The sequence below is a fragment of the Rhodococcus shunpengi genome, assembly GCF_048381395.1.
GTDB lineage: Bacteria > Actinomycetota > Actinomycetes > Mycobacteriales > Mycobacteriaceae > Rhodococcus.
Window position 1 is genome coordinate 110,595 of the sequence record NZ_JBLWIU010000025.1, and the last position, 17,136, is coordinate 127,730.

16 protein-coding genes are annotated in these 17,136 nt (G+C 72.7%); 7 read left to right on the forward strand and 9 right to left on the reverse strand.

Features of this window, described 5'->3' with window-relative positions:
- Positions 1-10: 10 nt before the first annotated feature.
- Complete coding sequence (locus tag ACNJ7K_RS15385; protein ID WP_487041866.1) at positions 11-1,474, reverse strand: dihydrolipoyl dehydrogenase family protein; 1,464 nt, start codon at positions 1,472-1,474, stop codon at positions 11-13.
- A gap of 96 nt (positions 1,475-1,570) precedes the next feature.
- A complete protein-coding gene (locus tag ACNJ7K_RS15390) occupies positions 1,571-2,335 on the reverse strand; it encodes a precorrin-3B synthase (RefSeq protein ID WP_120282848.1) in 765 nt (254 codons plus the stop codon).
- A gap of 74 nt (positions 2,336-2,409) precedes the next feature.
- Here ACNJ7K_RS15390 and ACNJ7K_RS15395 point away from each other — a divergent pair, with 74 nt between their 5' ends.
- From ACNJ7K_RS15395 to ACNJ7K_RS15405, 3 genes are all read left to right on the forward strand, one after another.
- Positions 2,410-2,826 carry a PPOX class F420-dependent oxidoreductase gene (locus tag ACNJ7K_RS15395; protein WP_120282849.1) on the forward strand — a complete coding sequence of 139 codons (417 nt, stop codon included), beginning with the start codon at positions 2,410-2,412 and terminating at the stop codon, positions 2,824-2,826.
- A gap of 5 nt (positions 2,827-2,831) precedes the next feature.
- Positions 2,832-3,332 (forward strand): acyltransferase, encoded by a 501-nt coding sequence (locus tag ACNJ7K_RS15400; protein ID WP_159418185.1) that lies wholly within the window; start codon positions 2,832-2,834, stop codon positions 3,330-3,332.
- 113 nt (positions 3,333-3,445) lie between these two features.
- The gene (locus tag ACNJ7K_RS15405; protein ID WP_159418184.1) at positions 3,446-3,979 is read left to right on the forward strand and encodes a glutathione peroxidase; all 534 of its coding nucleotides are present in this window, start codon (positions 3,446-3,448) and stop codon (positions 3,977-3,979) included.
- Between the two features lie 42 nt (positions 3,980-4,021).
- Here ACNJ7K_RS15405 and ACNJ7K_RS15410 read toward each other — a convergent pair whose 3' ends face one another.
- The 3 genes from ACNJ7K_RS15410 to ACNJ7K_RS15420 all read right to left on the reverse strand — a co-directional run bounded on the left by ACNJ7K_RS15410 (position 4,022) and on the right by ACNJ7K_RS15420 (position 7,728).
- Positions 4,022-5,392, reverse strand: a complete 1,371-nt coding sequence (locus tag ACNJ7K_RS15410) for a metallopeptidase TldD-related protein (RefSeq protein WP_159418183.1) — start codon at positions 5,390-5,392, stop codon at positions 4,022-4,024.
- Positions 5,389-6,900 carry a TldD/PmbA family protein gene (locus ACNJ7K_RS15415; protein WP_159418182.1) on the reverse strand — a complete coding sequence of 504 codons (1,512 nt, stop codon included), beginning with the start codon at positions 6,898-6,900 and terminating at the stop codon, positions 5,389-5,391. The genes ACNJ7K_RS15410 and ACNJ7K_RS15415 overlap by 4 nt, the downstream gene beginning before the upstream one ends.
- A 63-nt stretch (positions 6,901-6,963) precedes the next feature.
- Positions 6,964-7,728 carry a TSUP family transporter gene (locus tag ACNJ7K_RS15420; protein WP_120284331.1) on the reverse strand — a complete coding sequence of 255 codons (765 nt, stop codon included), beginning with the start codon at positions 7,726-7,728 and terminating at the stop codon, positions 6,964-6,966.
- Between the two features lie 105 nt (positions 7,729-7,833).
- Here ACNJ7K_RS15420 and ACNJ7K_RS15425 point away from each other — a divergent pair, with 105 nt between their 5' ends.
- The 4 genes from ACNJ7K_RS15425 to ACNJ7K_RS15440 are packed head-to-tail and all read left to right on the forward strand — an operon-like array spanning position 7,834 to position 12,422.
- Positions 7,834-8,376: an FxsA family protein gene (locus ACNJ7K_RS15425; protein WP_159418181.1), complete on the forward strand. Its 543-nt coding sequence runs from the start codon at positions 7,834-7,836 to the stop codon at positions 8,374-8,376.
- A 19-nt stretch (positions 8,377-8,395) separates the two neighbouring features.
- Complete coding sequence (locus tag ACNJ7K_RS15430) at positions 8,396-10,006, forward strand: amidohydrolase (RefSeq protein ID WP_487041867.1); 1,611 nt, start codon at positions 8,396-8,398, stop codon at positions 10,004-10,006.
- On the forward strand, positions 10,003-11,646 hold the full coding sequence (gene lnt / locus ACNJ7K_RS15435) for an apolipoprotein N-acyltransferase (protein ID WP_487041868.1): 1,644 nt from the start codon (positions 10,003-10,005) through the stop codon (positions 11,644-11,646). Before ACNJ7K_RS15430 ends, lnt begins: the two co-directional genes overlap by 4 nt.
- Positions 11,646-12,422 carry a polyprenol monophosphomannose synthase gene (locus tag ACNJ7K_RS15440; protein WP_120282863.1) on the forward strand — a complete coding sequence of 259 codons (777 nt, stop codon included), beginning with the start codon at positions 11,646-11,648 and terminating at the stop codon, positions 12,420-12,422. Before lnt ends, ACNJ7K_RS15440 begins: the two co-directional genes overlap by 1 nt.
- A gap of 10 nt (positions 12,423-12,432) precedes the next feature.
- On the opposite strand, the gene ACNJ7K_RS15445 is transcribed toward ACNJ7K_RS15440, so the two are convergent.
- The 4 genes from ACNJ7K_RS15445 to ACNJ7K_RS15460 are packed head-to-tail and all read right to left on the reverse strand — an operon-like array spanning position 12,433 to position 16,920.
- Positions 12,433-13,428 (reverse strand): AurF N-oxygenase family protein, encoded by a 996-nt coding sequence (locus tag ACNJ7K_RS15445; protein WP_120282865.1) that lies wholly within the window; start codon positions 13,426-13,428, stop codon positions 12,433-12,435.
- On the reverse strand, positions 13,425-14,339 hold the full coding sequence (locus ACNJ7K_RS15450) for a prephenate dehydrogenase dimerization domain-containing protein (RefSeq protein ID WP_487041869.1): 915 nt from the start codon (positions 14,337-14,339) through the stop codon (positions 13,425-13,427). Before ACNJ7K_RS15450 ends, ACNJ7K_RS15445 begins: the two co-directional genes overlap by 4 nt.
- Positions 14,336-16,507, reverse strand: a complete 2,172-nt coding sequence (gene pabB / locus ACNJ7K_RS15455) for an aminodeoxychorismate synthase component I (RefSeq protein ID WP_487041870.1) — start codon at positions 16,505-16,507, stop codon at positions 14,336-14,338. Before pabB ends, ACNJ7K_RS15450 begins: the two co-directional genes overlap by 4 nt.
- A gap of 8 nt (positions 16,508-16,515) precedes the next feature.
- Entirely contained in the window at positions 16,516-16,920 is a 405-nt protein-coding gene (locus ACNJ7K_RS15460) for a chorismate mutase (RefSeq protein WP_487041871.1), read from the reverse strand.
- Between the last annotated feature and the right edge of the window lie 216 nt (positions 16,921-17,136).

Sequence of the window (17,136 nt, forward strand, 5' to 3'; positions counted from 1 at the left end):
CGAGAGGCGGTCAGCTGCGGCGGGATTCGAGCAGTCGCAACCAGATCTCGCTGATGGTGGGGTAGGACGGCACCGCATGCCACAGCGCATCCAGCGGCACCTTCCCGACCAGGGCGACGGTGGCGGCGTGGACGAGTTCGGCGACCTCCTGGCCGACGAAGGTCGCGCCGACGAGGGTGTCGGTGGCGCGGTCGACGACGAGCGCCGCGTGCCCGGCGTAGTCGTCGCGGGCCAACGAGGCACCGGCAACGTCGATGTCGGCCTCGAGGACCTCGACGTCGAGTCCGTCGGCGCGGGCCTGCTCGGCGGTGCGGCCGACCGCGGCGATCTCCGGGACGGTGAAGATCACCTGCGGGACCTGCCCGTGGTCGGCGCTCGCCCGGAACCGTGACCCGTCGGTGGGGCGGTTCTCGGCGCGAGCGGCGATGACGTCCCCGCACACCCGCGCCTGGTATTTGCCCATGTGGGTCAGGGCGGCGCGACCGGCGATATCCCCGACCGCATACAGCCATTGCCCGTCGACCCCGTCGACGGTGAGGTCGTCGGCGACCGTCACCTTCCCGTCGGTCAGGCCGACGCTGTCGAGACCGAGTCCGTCCACGGTGGGGTGGCGGCCGGCGGCGACGACGATCTCGTCGACCTCGACGATGCTGCCGTCGGACAGTTCGACGGTGGCGGGACCGCCGTGGATGCAGCCGACGCCGGTGTCCTTCACGTCGGGGCGCTGCACGGAGCGGATCTCGGTGCGGTACCGCACATCCAGGCCCTTGTCGGCCATGCGGGCGGCGACGCGTTCGGCGGCGAACGGCTCCACGCGCGGCAGCAGGCGGTCGCCGCGCACCGCGAGGGTGAGTTCCTCGACGCCGAGTTGCCGCAGCCAGGTGGCGGTTTCGCAGGCGACGACACCGCCGCCGACGACCAGCACCCGGCGGGGGATCTCGCGTAGGTTCGTCGCATCCCGGGAGGTCCAGGGCAGCGCGTCGCGCAGCCCGGGCAGGTCCGGGATCGACGGGACGGTGCCGGTGGCCAGCACGACCGCGTGCCGGGCCTGCAGGCGACGCTCCCCGTCGGCACCGGAGACGGTGACGGTGCGTTCGCCGTCGAGGCGACCGTGGCCGCGCACGACGGCGATGCCCGCGCCCTCGGCCCAGTCCACCTGGGAGCTGTCGTTGCGATTGTGGGTGAAACTGTCGCGGCGGGCGAGCACGGCCGGTACCTCGACTCCGTGGGCGCTGATCTTGTCGGCGACGCCGGGCATGTTGCGGGCGGTGGCGAGCACCTGTGTGGGACGCAGCAGAGCCTTGCTGGGCATGCACGCCCAGTAGGAACATTCGCCGCCGACGAGTTCGTGTTCGACGAGCACCGCGGTGCGGTCGCTGCCGGCGATGGCGTACTGGGCGGCGTTCTCCCCGGCCGGACCCGCGCCGAGGACGATCACGTCGTAGCTGTCGGATTCCGCTGTCGGACCGCTCATCCGTCCACGATAGGCGCGGCCGAACCGTCGGCGGGCCGGATCGGCGGCGACGGTCCGGTTCGCGAAGTCCGCCCGTTCGTGCAGGTCAGCGGTGGCTCAGTGCAGGTGCGGGGAGTCGGCGTCGAAGATCAACCCCATGGGGGCGAGCACCCGCACCACCTGCTCGGCGGTCCACTCGTCCAGATCGCACAGCAGCACCGACCGCCACGGGGTGACGATCACCGGACGGTCGACGGCGGCGAGGAATTCCGCCAGGCGCGCGGGGAGGATCCCGCCGGGCAGCCCGCCGGCGAGGGTGACGGCTCCGTCGGGCTGGTCGAGCCACCCGATCGGTGGCCGCGGCTGCTCCGGCACCGGTTCCGGGGCACCGGTGGGGTCGGTCGGTGGGGTGAGCAGCGCGTCGGCGGCGTCGTCCGGGGCGACGCGCACCCCGGTGTCGGCGCCGTCGCGGATCACCGCGAAGCGACCGTCGGGGCGGGCGAGGACCGCGACGGTGGGGGCCAGGGCGACGATGTCGCCGGTGCCGTCGTCGAGCCCGAGGACGGTGCCGGCTGCCACCGGCCGGTCGTCGAGGTGCGCGATCACCGCGGCGGTGAGGTCGCGCAGGTCGTGGTGTCCGCCGATACGGCCGCTGAGCGGCGAGACGAGAAGCCGTGCGCGGGTGGGCACGTCGACGGTGAGGCCGGCGGCGGTGACGGCCGCGGCGATCGCGGTGTGGTCGCCGCGCACCTGCAGCTGGGCGTGGGCGGTCAGATGCAGTTCGCCACCGCCGTGGGTGTGGGCGAGTTCGGCGAGCAGCTGCACCTGCGCGGAGGTCAGGTGCCCGGCGGGCAGGTGCACGTCGACAGCGGTATCGGCCATGACCGCCAGCGTAGAACGCGGCGCCCGCGGGACGAGCGCTGCCGTGAGACCGTGCGGTTTGTAGGGTGGGGGCCATGCCCGAGTCGACGACCCCCACCTTCGCGGACCTCGCCGCCGCCAAGTTCGTGCTGCTGACCACCTACCGCAAGGACGGCAGCGCGGTGGACACCCCGGTGTGGGCGGCGCCCGACGGGAACCGGTTGCTGGTGTGGACGGTCGCCGACGCCTACAAGGTGCGGCGGTTGCGCCGCGATCCGCGGGTGTCCCTGGCGATCTGCGACGCGCGCGGCAACGCGAAGTCGGCGGCGGTGCCCGGCATCGGGGAGGTGCTCGACGCCGACGGTTCGGCGCACGCCCGGTCGGTGATCGCCCGTAAGTACGGGTTGCTCGGCCGGATCATCGTCGGCGCGAGCGTGGTGCGCCGTGGCCGCACCGGCACCGTCGGGTTGGCGTGTGTGCTCGATCCTGCCGACGACACGGCCGGCCGGTAGACGTCGTGGCGCGCTCTCACACCTACCGGTCCCAGGCGATCGCGGTGGCGCTCGCAAGCAGCCCGCTGATCTCCGGTTCGAAGCGCTGGAAGTGGTTGCGCCGCGCCGGTGTCGACGCCGCACCGCCGAGCCTGATCCACACCCGCGTGGTGGTGCAGGGCCTCGGCCGGCTCACCCTCGGCGCGGGCTCGTTCGTCAACCACGGCTGTTATTTCGACACGGTCGCCGACATCGTCGTCGGGCAGCGGGTGTTCCTCGGCGACCATGTGCGGGTGCTCACCAGCAGTCACCGGATGGGTACCGCCGAACAGCGCGCGTCGACGTTGACGGGGGAGCCGGTGACCATCGGCGACGGCGCGTGGATCGGTTCCGGTGCGGTGATCATGCCGGGCGTGAGCATCGGCGCCGGCGCGGTGATCGGCGCGAACTCGCTGGTGACGAAGGACTGCGCCCCGCACACACTGCATCTGGGCAGCCCCGCCCGGCACGTCCGCGACCTGGACTGACCCGCACCGGCAGCGCGTCCGGATCGTCCCGGTTCGTCCGATCCCGTAGGGTCCGTGGTGATCTCGGCCTCACCTGCGGGGCCGAGCCGATCGAACCCAGTACAGGAGAGCGCATGTCCGTGCACGAGTACACCGTGGCCACCGCCGACGGCGGCAGCGAGGATCTTGCCCGCTTCGCCGGCCGGTATCTGCTGATCGTCAACGTCGCCAGCAAGTGCGGCCTGACCCCGCAGTACGAGGCCCTCGAGGCGCTGCACCGCGAGCTGGGTGAGCGCGGCCTGCAGATCCTCGCGTTCCCGTGCAACCAGTTCGGTGGTCAGGAACCGGGCAGCGACAACGAGATCCAGGAGTTCTGCCGCGTGAACTTCGACGTCACCTTCCCGGTGTTCGCGAAGCTCGACGTCAACGGCGCCGACGCGCACCCGCTCTACCGGCATCTGCGCGCCGAGGCTCCCGGCGATTTCGGGCCGCAGCACGGTTTCCTGTTCGAGCACGTGAGCAAGATCCGCCCGGAGGCGATCGGCACCGACGACGTGAAGTGGAACTTCACCAAGTTCCTCGTCGACCCGCAGGGCGCAGTGGTGCGCCGCTTCGAGCCGACGGTCACCCCCGAGGAGATCGGCAAGGAACTCACCGACCTGCTCTGAACCCCTGCCGGTCCGGTCGGTGCCTACCGACCGGACCGGACGTCAGTGAGCGGCGCTGACCGACGACATGTGGAAGTCGGGGATGCGCACGGGCGGCATCGCGGTGCGGGTGAACCAGTCCTTCCACTCCCGCGGCAGGGTGCGTTCGGTGGCGCCGATCTCGGTGGCGCGGCCGAGCAGATCCACCGGGGATTCGTTGAACCGGAAGTTGTTCACCGCCGCCCGCACCTGCCCGTCCTCGACGAGATACACCCCGTCGCGGGTCAGGCCGGTCAGCAACAGCACCGCCGGATCGACCTCCCGCAGGTACCACACGGTGGTCAGCAGCAGACCGCGTTCGGTGCGGGCGATCATGTCGTCCACATCGGCGGTACTGCCACCGGTGAGCAGCAGATTCTCCCCCGGCGCCGTGGGGGTGGCGCCGAATTCGGCGGCCGCGGCCCGCGGATACGCCAGCGCGTGCAGGGCGCCGTCGCGGAGCCAGTCGACCCGCCCGGCGCTCATCCCGGTGTCGAACACCGAGACGCTGTCGGTGGAGGCGGTGGCGACCACGAACGGTGCATAGCCGAGCCCCGGGGCGGCCGGATCGGACGTCAATGTCACCGGCAGTCCGGCGATCTGCTCGCCGAGGCGGGTGCCGCCGGGCTCCGCCCACACCGACCGGCCCTCCTCGGCGCCGCGCCCGTCGAGGGACCACAGCAGCGGGATCATCAGGTCCGCGACCACCGACGGCGGCAGCAGCGTCTCGTAGCGTCCGGCGGGCAGGTCGACGCGGGTGCCGGCCCAGTCCAGCCGCCGCGCCAGTTCGGCACGCAGCGGATCCATTGCGATGTCGGTGAAGTCGACGGTGCCGGCGCCGACCCAGGCGCTCGCCCCGGTCAGGCCGCCGCGTTTGCCGTTGATCTCGAGCGAGCCGTCGCGCTGCACCCAGCGGCGCCGCACCCCGGTGGAGGTGCCCAGCCACATCGTCGTCGACCGGTGGTGCGCGAATCCGTAGAGGGCGTCGGTGTCGTCGAAACCGGCGGCGAGCCCGTCGAGGAGCGGGGCGAAGACCTCCACGTCGGTGCCGACAGCCTCGTCGCCCCACTGCGGGTCGGGGCCGTCACCGTCGATCAGCGGCATCGCATCCGGGGCCGCCGGGGCCTGCTGCGCGGCCGCCCACGCCGCGGCGACCACCGCGCCGATGTCGGCGGCGTCGACGATCGCGGCGCTGACCACCCCGCAGTGCGCCCCGTCGGGGGTGCGGCGGATCGCGAGGATCGTGGCACCGCGGGCGCGGGCGGAACCGTTGGTGGTCATCGAACTGCCGGCCCACCGCAGCGACGCCTCGGCACTGTCGGTGACCATCACGATGGTCTCGTCGGCGGGCGAGGCCGCCAGCGCGGTCTCGACGAGTCGGTCTCCGGGGATCATCGGCCACCTTCCTGCACCGTGTTGAGCACGTTCACGCCGCGCACCAGCACCGACGGGCAGCCGTGCGAAACGGATGCGACCTGCCCGGGTTGCGCCTTGCCGCAGTTCATCGCGCCGCCGAGCTGCCAGGTCGACGCTCCGCCGACCGCCTCGAGCGCACCCCAGAATTCGGTGGTCGACGCCTGATAGGCCACATCGCGGACCTGACCGGCGAGCCGGCCGCCGCGGATCCGGTAGAACCGCTGCCCGGTGAACTGGAAGTTGTGCCGCTGCATGTCGATCGACCAGCTGCGATCGCCGACGATGTACAGCCCGTCGTCGACCCCGGCGATCAGCTCGGCGGTGCTGCGATCGACCACCGGATCGGGTTGCAGCGACACGTTCGCCATCCGCTGGATCGGCACGTGATGCGCCGAATCGGCGTAGGCGCAGCCGTTCGAGCGGGCCACCCCGAGCTTCGGGGCGAACGCCCGGTCGAGTTGATAGCCGACGAGCACCCCGTCTTTCACGAGATCCCAGGACTGGGCGGCGACCCCGTCGTCGTCGTAGCCGACGGTGGCCATGCCGTGCGGTTCGGTGCGGTCGGCGGTGACGTGCATGGCGTCGCTGCCGTAGCGCAGGCTGCCGAGCAGGTCGGGGGTGGCGAAGGAAGTGCCGGCGTAGGCGGCCTCGTAGCCGATGGCCCGGTCGTATTCGGTGGCGTGCCCGACCGACTCGTGGATCGTCAGCCACAGATTCGTCGGGTCGATCACCAGATCGGTGCGGCCCGGGGTCACCGACGGGGCCTGCGCCTTCTCCGCGAGCTGCTCGGGCAGCTCGGCGAGCTCACGGCTCCAGTCCCACCACCGGTCCGAGGCCACGTACTCCCAACCGCGGCCGGTCGGCGGGGCCAGGGTGCGCATCGACTCGAAGGTGCCGGCCTCACGGTCGACGCGGGTCGCGTCGAGATCGGAGTGGATCCGCACCCGCTGCTGGGTGATCGTCGACCCGGCGAGATCGGCGTAGAAGGTCTGTTCCTTGACCAGGGTCAGATTCGCGGCGACGTGGTCGACGCCGTCGGCGTCCTGCAGTCGCCGCGAACGGTCCTCGAGCACCGCGAGGCGCTCGGCCGCGGGGACGGTGAACGGGTCGATCTCGTACGGCGAGACCCACACCGCGTCCCGGTGGACCGGTTCGTCGGCCCACTGCACCGGATCCCGGTTCAACGCGCGCAGGGTGCGGGCGACCGCGACGGCGCGGGCCGCGGCATCGGCGGCGCCGTCCGGGCCGGGCACCGGATGCGACGCGAATCCCCAGGTGCCGTCGAGCAGCACCCGCACCGCCACCCCGCAGTCGCTGTCGTCCACCGCCGCCTGCAGCGCGCCGTCGCGCAGGGTGCTCGTCCCGGTCCGGATCCGATGCACCCGCACATCGGCGTGACTCGCGCCCGCCGCTCGCGCCACCGTCAGACCCGCGTCGGCGGCCGCGTGCAACGGCAGGGCCAGAAAATCGTCGTCCACCGCATTCACCCGCCCACGGTAACGCCGGGATAGGGGACGCCGGGGTTGCCGCACCGATCGCCGCGGGGTGGCTCAGCCGAACTGTTCGATGCCGAGCCGGATCACCATGGCGATCACCACGACCAGCAGCACCACCCGCACGAATCCGGCGCCGCGTGCGAGCGCCATCCGGGAGCCGAGCACCGATCCGGCGACATTGCACACCGCCAGCGCCGCCCCGAGCGCCCACCACACGTGCCCGCCGACGGCGAACAGCACGAGCGCCCCGAGATTCGAGCCGAAGTTGAGTACCTTCGCCATCGCCGCCGAGGTGACGAACTCGCTGCCGAGCATCGCCGCGAACACGATGATGAAGAAGGTGCCGGTGCCGGGCCCGAGGATCCCGTCGTAGAAGCCGATCACCGCCGCGGCCGTGACCACGACGGTGACCAACCGCAGCGTCGACGGGCGGCGGATGCTGCCGGTGCCGAGTTTCGGGCGGGCGGTGACGAACACCGCCACCGCGACGAGCACCACCATCACGATCGGGATGAACACCTCCCGGTCGATGAGCGAGACCGCCGCCGCCCCCGCCGCGGCGGCCAGCGCGGCGACCAGGGCGGCGGGGCCGAGCAGCGACCAGCGCAGCGGGATGCGCCGCGCGAAGGTCAGCACCGCCGCGCCGGTCCCGCAGATCGCGGTGAGCTTGTTCGTCGCCAGCGCCGCCTGCGGCGTCAACTGCGGGGCGACGAGGAACAGGGCGGGCAGCAGGATCAGCCCGCCGCCGCCGACCACCGCGTCCACCCATCCGGCGGCCGTCGCGGCGGTCATCAGCAACGCCCAGTCACCTGCAGTCATGGCGGCCATTCGATCACGCGTCGCATCCGGGGGGCGGGTGCGGGAGCAAAACCGGTGGCTCGTTCGTTGACCGGACAGAAACCACCGACGGAAGGAAACCCCGCCGTGTACCCGTTGTTGTTCGTGCTCTACGTCGTGGCGGAGATCGCGGTGCTGGCCTGGCTCGGCTCCACCCTCGGCGCCCTGGCCACCGTGTTGATCTTCCTCGGTGTCAGTGCCGCCGGTTACCTCGTGCTCGCCGCCCTGGGGCGCCGGGCACTGCGCAACCTCGGTGAACTGCGCGGCGGCCGGGCACCGCACGCGAATTCCCCGGAGCAGGTGCTCACCGACGGTGCGCTCATCGGCGCCGGCGCGGCGCTGGTGCTGATCCCCGGCATCGTCAGCACCGTGCTCGGGGTGGTGTTGCTGCTGCCGACCCGCGCCGCGCTGCGTCCGGCGGTGCGCACGCTGGTCGCGCGGCGGGCCCGCGCCACCGGGTTCTCCGCGCAGCGGCTGGTGGTGGTCGACGGGCAGGTCGTCGATCACAGCGTCGTCGGGGGTGCCCCGCACCTGACCGGTGGTCCGGCCGTGACCGAGCAGGTCGACGACCGTGGCACCGTGCTCGAAGGGGAGATCGTGGACACCCCGCGCCGCCGCGAAGAGCGGTAACCGGGCAGACTGGGCACTCGTGAGCCCTGCACCGCACACCCAGCTTCTCGTCGGCGGCCGCATCTACAGCGCCGGTGCCCCCGATGCCACCGCGATGGCCGTCACCGACGGCACGGTCGTGTGGGTCGGGCAGGACCGGCCCGGCCGCGCCCTGCACCCGGACGCCGAGATCGTCGACCTGCACGGCGCGTTCGTCGCCCCCGGTTTCGTCGACACCCACGTGCACACCACCAGCCACGGCCTGGCCCTGACCGGGCTGGACCTGACCGACGCCGTCGACCGCGACGACGCGCTGCGCCGGGTCCGCGCGCACGCCGACGCGCACGACGACGCGGTGATCTGGGGGCACGGCTGGGACGAGACCCGCTGGCCCGACCCGACCCCGCCGACCACCGCCGACCTCGATGCCGCCGCCCCGGCCCGGCTCGTCTATCTCGGCCGGATCGATGCGCATTCGGCGGCGGCGTCGAGCGCGTTGCGGGCCGCCGCCGAACCCCTCGACGAGCTGGCCGGCTTCGATCCGCAGCAGCCGCTGACCGCCGCGGCACACCATGCGGTGCGCGGCGCCGCCCGCCGCGGGTTGACCGCCGCGCAGCGTGCCCGCGCCCGCCTGGCGGCGCTGGACGATTTCGCCGCGCACGGCTACGTCGCGGTGCACGAATGCGCCGGCCCCGACATCTCCGGGCTCGACGACTTCACCGAACTGCTCGGCACCGACCATCCGGTGCAGGTGCGCGGCTACTGGGGGCAGGCGGTGCGCACCGGCGAAGAAGCCGCGCAGCTGCGCGCCGAGACCGGCGCCGACGCCCTGGGCGGGGATCTGTTCGTCGACGGGTCGATCGGCTCGCACACCGCCGCGCTGGCCCGCCCCTACGACGACCTGCCGGACTGCTGCGGCACCACCTATCTGACCGAGGACGAACTGACCGCGCACGTGCGCGCGTGCACCTCGGCGGGCATCCAGGCCGGTTTCCACGTCATCGGTGACGCGGCGACCACCGCCGCGGTCGCGGCGTTCGAGACGGTCGCCGCGGAGGTCGGGGGACCGGCGCTCGCCGCGCGCGGGCATCGGCTCGAGCACGTCGAATCGTTGACCGTCGCGCAGGCCGAGGTGTTGGCGCGGTACGGGGTGATCGCGAGCATGCAGCCGAGCTTCGACGCGCTGTGGGGCGGGCCGGACGGGATGTACGCGCAGCGGCTCGGCGCCGACCGCGCCGCGGCGCTGAACGCGTTCGCGCCGCTGGCGGCGACCGGTCTGGCGTTGGCGTTCGGCTCCGATGCGCCGGTGACGGCGCCGCGGCCGTGGCCGATGCTGCGGGCGGCGGTGCACCACCGCACCGAGGGCAGCGGGATCTCGCCGCGGGCGGCGTTCGCCGCTGCGACCCGCGGCGCGTGGCGCGCCGGTGGGGTCCGTGACGGTCTGGCCGGCACCCTCGATCCGGGTGCGCCGGCGTCGTATGCGATCTGGGAGGTCGGGGAGCTCGTGGTCAGCGCCCCGAAGGATTCGGTGCAGCGGTGGTCGACGGATCCGCGGTCGCGGGTGGCGCCGCTGCCGGATCTCACCCCGGGCACCGCCGATCCGGTGCTGGTGCGCAGTGTGCACCGCGGCCGGGTCGTGTACGCGCGGTGACCGGCCGGCCCTTCGCGACGGTCACCGTGCGGGCGGTGCGTGTCGTCGCGCTGCGTGCGCTGCTGGCCGTCGTCGCGGGAGTGTTGCTGTTCGCGTCGTTCCCGCCGCGTCCGCTGTGGTTCCTCGCCCCCGTCGGGATCGCGCTCCTGGTCGGTGTATTGACTGCAGTACCGCTGCGGCGACGCGCGGGGTTCGGCTACGGCTATCTCGCCGGCCTCGGTTTCCTGGTGCCGCTGCTGCCGTGGATCGGCGTGTACGTCGGTCCGTTGCCGTGGTTGGCGCTCGCTGCCGCCGAGGCGGTCTTCGTCGGCCTGTTCGGGGCGCTGGTGGTGCACCTGCGGTCGTTGCCGGTCGCGCCGTTGTGGATCGCGGCGGCGTGGAGCCTGACCGAATGGTTGCGCTCGAGCGTCCCGTTCGGCGGGTTCCCGTGGGGTCGGCTGGCGTTCGGCCAACCCGACGGTGGGTTCGTCTCCCTCGCCGTCGTCGGCGGCGCCCCGCTGGTGTCGTTCGCCGTGGCCGCGACCGGTGCCGGGCTCGCCGCCCTCGCCCTGACCGCCTACCGCCGTCCCCGCCCGGCGCGGGCCTGGACGGTGCGGGCCTGGACGGTGCCGGTCGCGGTGACGCTGCTCGGTCCGCTGCTCGCCGCGGCGGTGTGGCCGCTGGTGCGCACCACCACCGACGAGTCGTCGACGGTGACGGTCGCGGCGATCCAGGGCAGCGTGCCGCGCCTGGGCCTGGACTTCAACGCCCAGCGCAAGGCGGTGCTCGACAACCACGTCGCCCGCACTCTCGCGCTCGCCGAGGACGTCGCCGCCGGACGGGCCCCGGCCCCCGAGGTGGTGATCTGGCCGGAGAACGCTTCCGATATCGATCCGCTGCGCAACGCCGATGCCGCCCGCGACATCTCCGCCGCGTCCGCCGCGATCGATGCGCCGATCCTCGTCGGGGCGGTGCTCGTCAACGGCGACCGCACCACCACCAATTCGGTGATCGTGTGGGACGCGCAGACCGGTCCGGGGGAGCGGCACGACAAGAAGATCATCCAGCCGTTCGGCGAATACCTGCCGTGGCGGTCGTTCTTCCGCCTGTTCTCCGAGTACGCCGACCGCGCCGGCCATTTCGTGCCCGGCGACGGCGACGGCATGGTCACCGCCGGCGGCATCGACATCGGGGTGGCGACCTGCTACGAGGTGGCCTTCGACCGGGCGTTCCGCGACTCGATCGCCGCCGGCGCGCAACTGCTGGCGGTGCCGACGAACAACGCCACCTTCGGCGACACCGAGATGACCTACCAGCAGCTGGCGATGTCGCGGGTGCGGGCCGTCGAGCACGGCCGGGCCGTGATCGTCGCGGCGACCAGCGGGGTCAGCGCGATCGTCGATCCGGACGGTCGGGTGCAGCAGAGCACACCGTTGTTCGTGCCCGATGCCCTGGTGGCGCAGGTGCCCGTGCGTGCAGACGTTACGCTGGCTAGTCGGCTCGGAGTGGCGCCGGAGCTTCTGCTCTGCGCCGCGGCCGTGGCCGCCACCGCTCTCGCCCTGGTGCGGGGACGGCGGGAGAAGGCCGGTGCGGCAGCTCGCACCAGCACCGGCGCAGCAGGAGCACCGGCCGGTGGCCGGTTCGACAAGGAGGACCTCTGATGGCAGCGGCGACGCCGGCCGGGAACGACAGCGCACCCAGCGCCCGCACCCTGGTGATCATTCCGACCTACAACGAGCGGGAGAACCTCGGTCGGATCATCACCCGGCTGCACGCTGCGCTGCCGCACACCCATGTCCTCGTCGTCGACGACGGCAGCCCCGACGGCACCGGCGACCTCGCCGACGACCTCGCCGCCGCCGACGAGCGCATCGCGGTGTTGCACCGCACCGAGAAGAACGGTCTGGGCGCCGCCTACATCGCCGGTTTCCGGTGGGGTCTGGCGCACGACTACACGGTGCTCGTGGAGATGGACGCCGACGGCAGCCACGCCCCCGAACAGCTGCACCTGCTGCTCGAGAAGGTCGACGCCGGCGCGGATCTGGTGCTCGGCTCCCGCTACGTGCCCGGCGGCACGGTGGTGAACTGGCCGTGGCACCGCGAGGTGCTCTCCCGCGGCGGCAACATCTACTCCCGCCTCGCGCTCGGGGTGTCGATCCAGGACATCACCGGCGGCTACCGCGCCTACCGCCGCGAGGTGCTCGAGAAGCTCGACCTCGACGCGATCGCCTCGCACGGCTACTGCTTCCAGGTCGATCTCGCGTGGCGCACCCTGCAGGCCGGGTTCACCGTCGCCGAGGTGCCCATCACGTTCACCGAACGCGAGATCGGCGAGTCGAAGATGAACGGCAACATCGTGCAGGAAGCCCTCGTCCGGGTCACCGTGTGGGGGCTGCGCAGCCGCCTCGCGCGCCTGCGGGCACTGCTCGGCCGCTGAACCTGATGCCCTAGGCGCTGCGCGGCCACGGCCAGCGGGCGTCGAGTTCGTCCCCGAGCCCCAGGCCCGCACACAGCCGGCGGATGGCGCTGCAGTCCTGCACCACCGGCCGGCCCTCGGTCACGGCGATGGTGTCGGCGACCAGCTCGTCGCCGCCGGGGATGTTCTCGTGCGCGATGATCGCCGCCCAGGTGGAGGTGTCGGCGCCGGTGAACGCCGCGACCGCGGTACCGAGCGCGTCGAGTAGCCGCACCCGATCGGTGTCGTCGAGTTCGGTGAGCACCGCAGTGAGCAGCCCACCCGCGAGGGAGGCGTGGCACAGCTCGTCGCGGCGGTGCACCGCCACCGTCGCGCGGTTGACCGGTTGCAGCTCCGGGTCGGTGGTGAGCAACGCCAGATAGGCGCTGATCGAAGTCTCCGCGACGGTGGTGAACGCCAGCTGCACCAACGCCGCGTCCCGCGGGGTCTCGGCGTGCGCGACCGCGGCGCGATGCTCGCGCACGGTCGGGCACGGCGGCAGCACCGACTCCTTCAGCGCCCAGCCGCGGCGGCGGCGGGTGAGCACGTTGGCCTGCTGGTGCATGAGGGTGTGGTACTGCTCGTCGACCATCGCCTGGAGCACCCCGGTGACCACCGTGTCGGACGGGCCGATACCGAAGGCGTCCTCGGTGATCAACGCGAAGCCGGGGTTGACGACGTGCTGTTCGATGTCGACGACGCTCTTGTTGTAGGCGATCCACGCCCAGGCCCGCAGCCGCGCCTGCTGTTGTTCGTCGAGCGCGAGATAACGCGGATGTTCGGCGAAGGGCAGCATCTGCTCGGGATAGTCGGCGCGGTCCGCCTCGAACAGCGCGTCGAGGTCGACCTCGGGTTTCTTGACGGCGGCGCGGCGCGGCCACGAGCGGGTCAGCCCGGCGATCACCGCGCTCTCCGCCGGATCGGACGGATCGTATTGCGGGAGTTCCGGCGCGCGCAGCTGCGGGCCGGGGATGTCGGACTTGCTCATGTCCGGCTCCTTTCCTCGCGGGAACCGCCGACCGCACCCGGATCGCGGGGCAGCGCCGCGAACAGCTGCGCACACAGCTGCGCGGCGGCGGGTTGCCCGTCGCCGAGCGCGGCGCGGGCCCGGTCGAGCAGCGCCGCGAAGTCGGGCAGCGCGTCGGTGGCGGCGTCGAGATCGGCGACCGCCTCGGCGAGGGCGCGGCGGGCGGTGGCGGCGTACGGGTTGGTGAGCTGGATGTCGTGGTAGACCTCGGCGGTGCCACCGGCGACGCGGGCGAGCAGCGCCCGCAGCACGGTGTGCGGCGGCGCGGCGACCTGCGCGGCGGCCTCCGGCACATCGAGCCGGTCCAGAGCGATACCGAACGCGAGGATCGCGGCGTGGGTGAGCACCTGCACGGCGGCGGTGATGCGGTCGTGCTCGTCGGCGGTGGTCTCGACCACCATGGCACCCCAGTCGCGCAGCGCCGCGACGAACTCGGCCACCACCGGAGCGTCGTGGTGGCGCACCGTCAGCACGGGTCGGCCGGGCAACCCGAGGTCGGGAGCGAACATCGGGTTGATGCCCAGCGCCGGGGCGCCGGGCCGGTAGGTGTGCAGCGCCGCGGCGATCGGGGTCTTCACCGACAGCGTCTCCACCAACAGGGCGTGCGGAGGCAGCAGCCGCGCGAGCACCGGCAGGGCGGCACCGGCGACGACGTCGGGGACGGCGAGCACCACGATGTCGGCGCCGTCGAGTGCCGCGGCCAGACGGGTGTCGGGGGCGGTCAGATCGGCGCGCAGCATTCCGGGGGCGGCCGGGTCGGCGGCCGGGTCGACGACGAGCACCGGACGGCCGGCCTCGCGCAGCGCGGCGGTGAGCAGGGCACCGACGGCGCCGCATCCGCCGGCGACGACCACCCGGCCGGGCGTGGTCACGGCCCGGCCCGCCCGGGCAGCGCCGGCGGCCCGTCGACGAGATCGGCCGGGTCCGCGGAGCCGACCGCGCCGGATCCGTTCGTCGGGGTGGTGTCGCGGGTCGCGGCGAGGCAGCGGCGCATCACCACGGACTTGACGAGGGTCTCCTCGAGTTCGTCGTCCGGATCGGACAGCGCCACGATCGCCCCGCCGATCCCGAAGGTGACCTCGTGGGCGGTGGCGACGAGGGTGCGGATGACCACCGACAGATCGGCGGCGCCGGTCGGCGACAGATATCCGATCGCTCCGGAGTATACCCCGCGCGGGCCGTCCTCGAGCTTGTCGATGATCTCCATGGTGCGCAGCTTCGGGGCGCCGGTCATCGACCCGCCGGGGAAGGCGGCGCGCACACAGTCCACGGCCGAGACGTCCGGGCGCAGGGTGCCGCGCACCGTGGACACCAACTGGTGCACCGCGGCATAGGTTTCCACCGCGAACAGCGCCGGCACGTGCACCGAGCCGGGCACGCACACCCGCGACAGGTCGTTGCGCACCAGGTCGACGATCATCAGGTTCTCGGAGCGGTCCTTCTCGCTGGCGTGCAGTCCGTCCCGCAGCGCCGCGTCCTCGCCGGGGGTGCGGCCGCGCGGGCGGGTGCCCTTGATCGGTTTCGATTCGACGGTGCCGTCGGCGTCGATCCGCAGGAACCGTTCCGGGGAGGCGCTGAGCACCGCGACCTCGGGGAAGTCGAGCAGCGCGCTGTAGGGGGTGGGGCTGATGCGGCGCAGCACCCGGTAGGTGCTCAGCGGGTCGATGCCGCCGTCGACGGTGACGGTGTTCGTCAGGCACACCTCGTAGGTCTCGCCGCTGCGGATCTCGTTCTGGCACTGGGCGATCAGATCGAGATAGCGCTGCGGGGAGTGCCGCAGCCGCAGCTGCGACCCACCGTCCGCGCCGATCAGCGGCACCGGGATCTGCTCGTCGGTCGCCGGTTCGGGCAGCGCCGACAGGATCGCGGCGGTCGCGTCGAACCAGGCGAGCGTCTCGGGATCGTCGGTGTCCTCGGTCAGGGCCAGCAGATAGCAGCAGCACCCGTCGTGGTCGACGACGACCGCCCGGTCGGCGAAGACCAGCGCGGCGTCGGCGTAGGGGGAGGTGTGCACGAGCTGCGCGCCGGCGTCGGCCTTGAGTTCGTAACCGAGATAGCCGACATAGCCGAGCGCGAACCCGAACGGCAGGTCGTCGCGGGCGGCGACGCGACGCTCGGCGAGCCGGGCGGTGAGATGGTCGAAGACGGGGCGGCGGTGTTCCTCGACGGTGCCGTCGGCGCGGTGTTCGCGCACGATGCCCTCACCGACCCGGTAGGTCAGATAGTCGGCGCGTGGTCCGGCGCCGTTGCCGAGGACGGTGAACCGCGACTGCGGATCCAGCGCGGCGCTGCCGTCGAGCCAGAAACCGTGCGGCCCGGCGGCGAAGAGCGCCTCGTAGACGGCGGACGGGTCGGGGTGCAGCGGCAGCCGGCGGCTGGCGAGCACGTAGCGCGGGGTCGGTTCGGGTGCCGGTTCCGGTTCGGCGGGGTCGGTGACGGTGATCGGGTGGCGCGGTGGGGTGGCGTCGCGGAAGTTGGCGAGCAGTTGCGCGCCGTGGGCGGTGCCGATCGATTCGGGATGGAACTGCACCCCCCACAGCGGGCGGTGCCGGTGCGCGACGGCCATCAGCAGCCCATCCGGGGTGCGGGCGGTGGCGACGAGGTCCGCGGGGACCGGGTCGGCGATCAGCGAGTGGTAGCGCACCGCCTCGAACGGTGACGGCAGCCCGGCGAACAGACCGGTACCGTCGTGCAGGATCGGGCTGGTGCGGCCGTGCACCGGTTCCGGTGCGGTGATCACGGCGCTGCCGAACAGCTGGCACAGCCCTTGATGGCCCAGGCACACCCCGAGCAGCGGTACCCCGGCGTCGGTGAGGGCGCGGGCGCTGATCCCGAAGTCCCGGGCACGGTCGGGCCGGCCCGGTCCGGGGGAGATGACGATGTTGTCGAACGGTTCGGCGACGAGCTCGTCCCAGCTGCGATCGTTGGTGAGCACTCGCGGCGGGATGCCGTTGACGCGGGTGATCAGGTCGTAGAGGTTGTAGGTGAACGAGTCGTAGTTGTCGATCAACAGCGTGCGGATCGGTCGGGGCGCGGACACGACGGGCCTCAGTTCGTGCCGTCGCCGCGGCGACCGGAGCCGACCCGCTCCGCGGCGTCGTTGCCGGAGACGACCCGCTCCGCGGCGTCGTTGCCGGAGACGATGCGGTCCTCGACCCGGCAGGCCTCGTCGATGAGCAGGGTGTACAGCGAGCGCACGAAGTCGCCGGACAGGCCGTGCCGGTGCGCGTAGTCCTGGGCGCGGCGGTGCACGACCTCCATGCGGCCGGGTTGCATGACGTCGAGGCCGTGGCGTTGCTTGAGTTCGGCGACGCGTCCGCACACCTCGAGGCGGGCGCGGACCCCGTCGAGCAGGGCCCGGTCGATGTCGTCGAGTTCGGCGCGCAGATCGGCCAGTTCGGCGGCGGCCCGGGTCGGCGGTGCGTCCGCCGCAGTGTGGTGACGGTCGGTCACGGACACTCACCCCCTTGCAAGCGACCCGCCGGAATACCGGCGCGAAGGTCGTGGATCGGGCGTGCCGATCATGATCGATCGGCGTGCGATCATGATTGCACGCACCGTCCGGCCGATATCGACGATTGATCGATTCGTGGCGGGGCCGCAACCGAATTCGCGGAACCACCGTCCCGTCGGGGGTGCGTCGTCGGGTCCGTAACGGCGTGTGCCGCC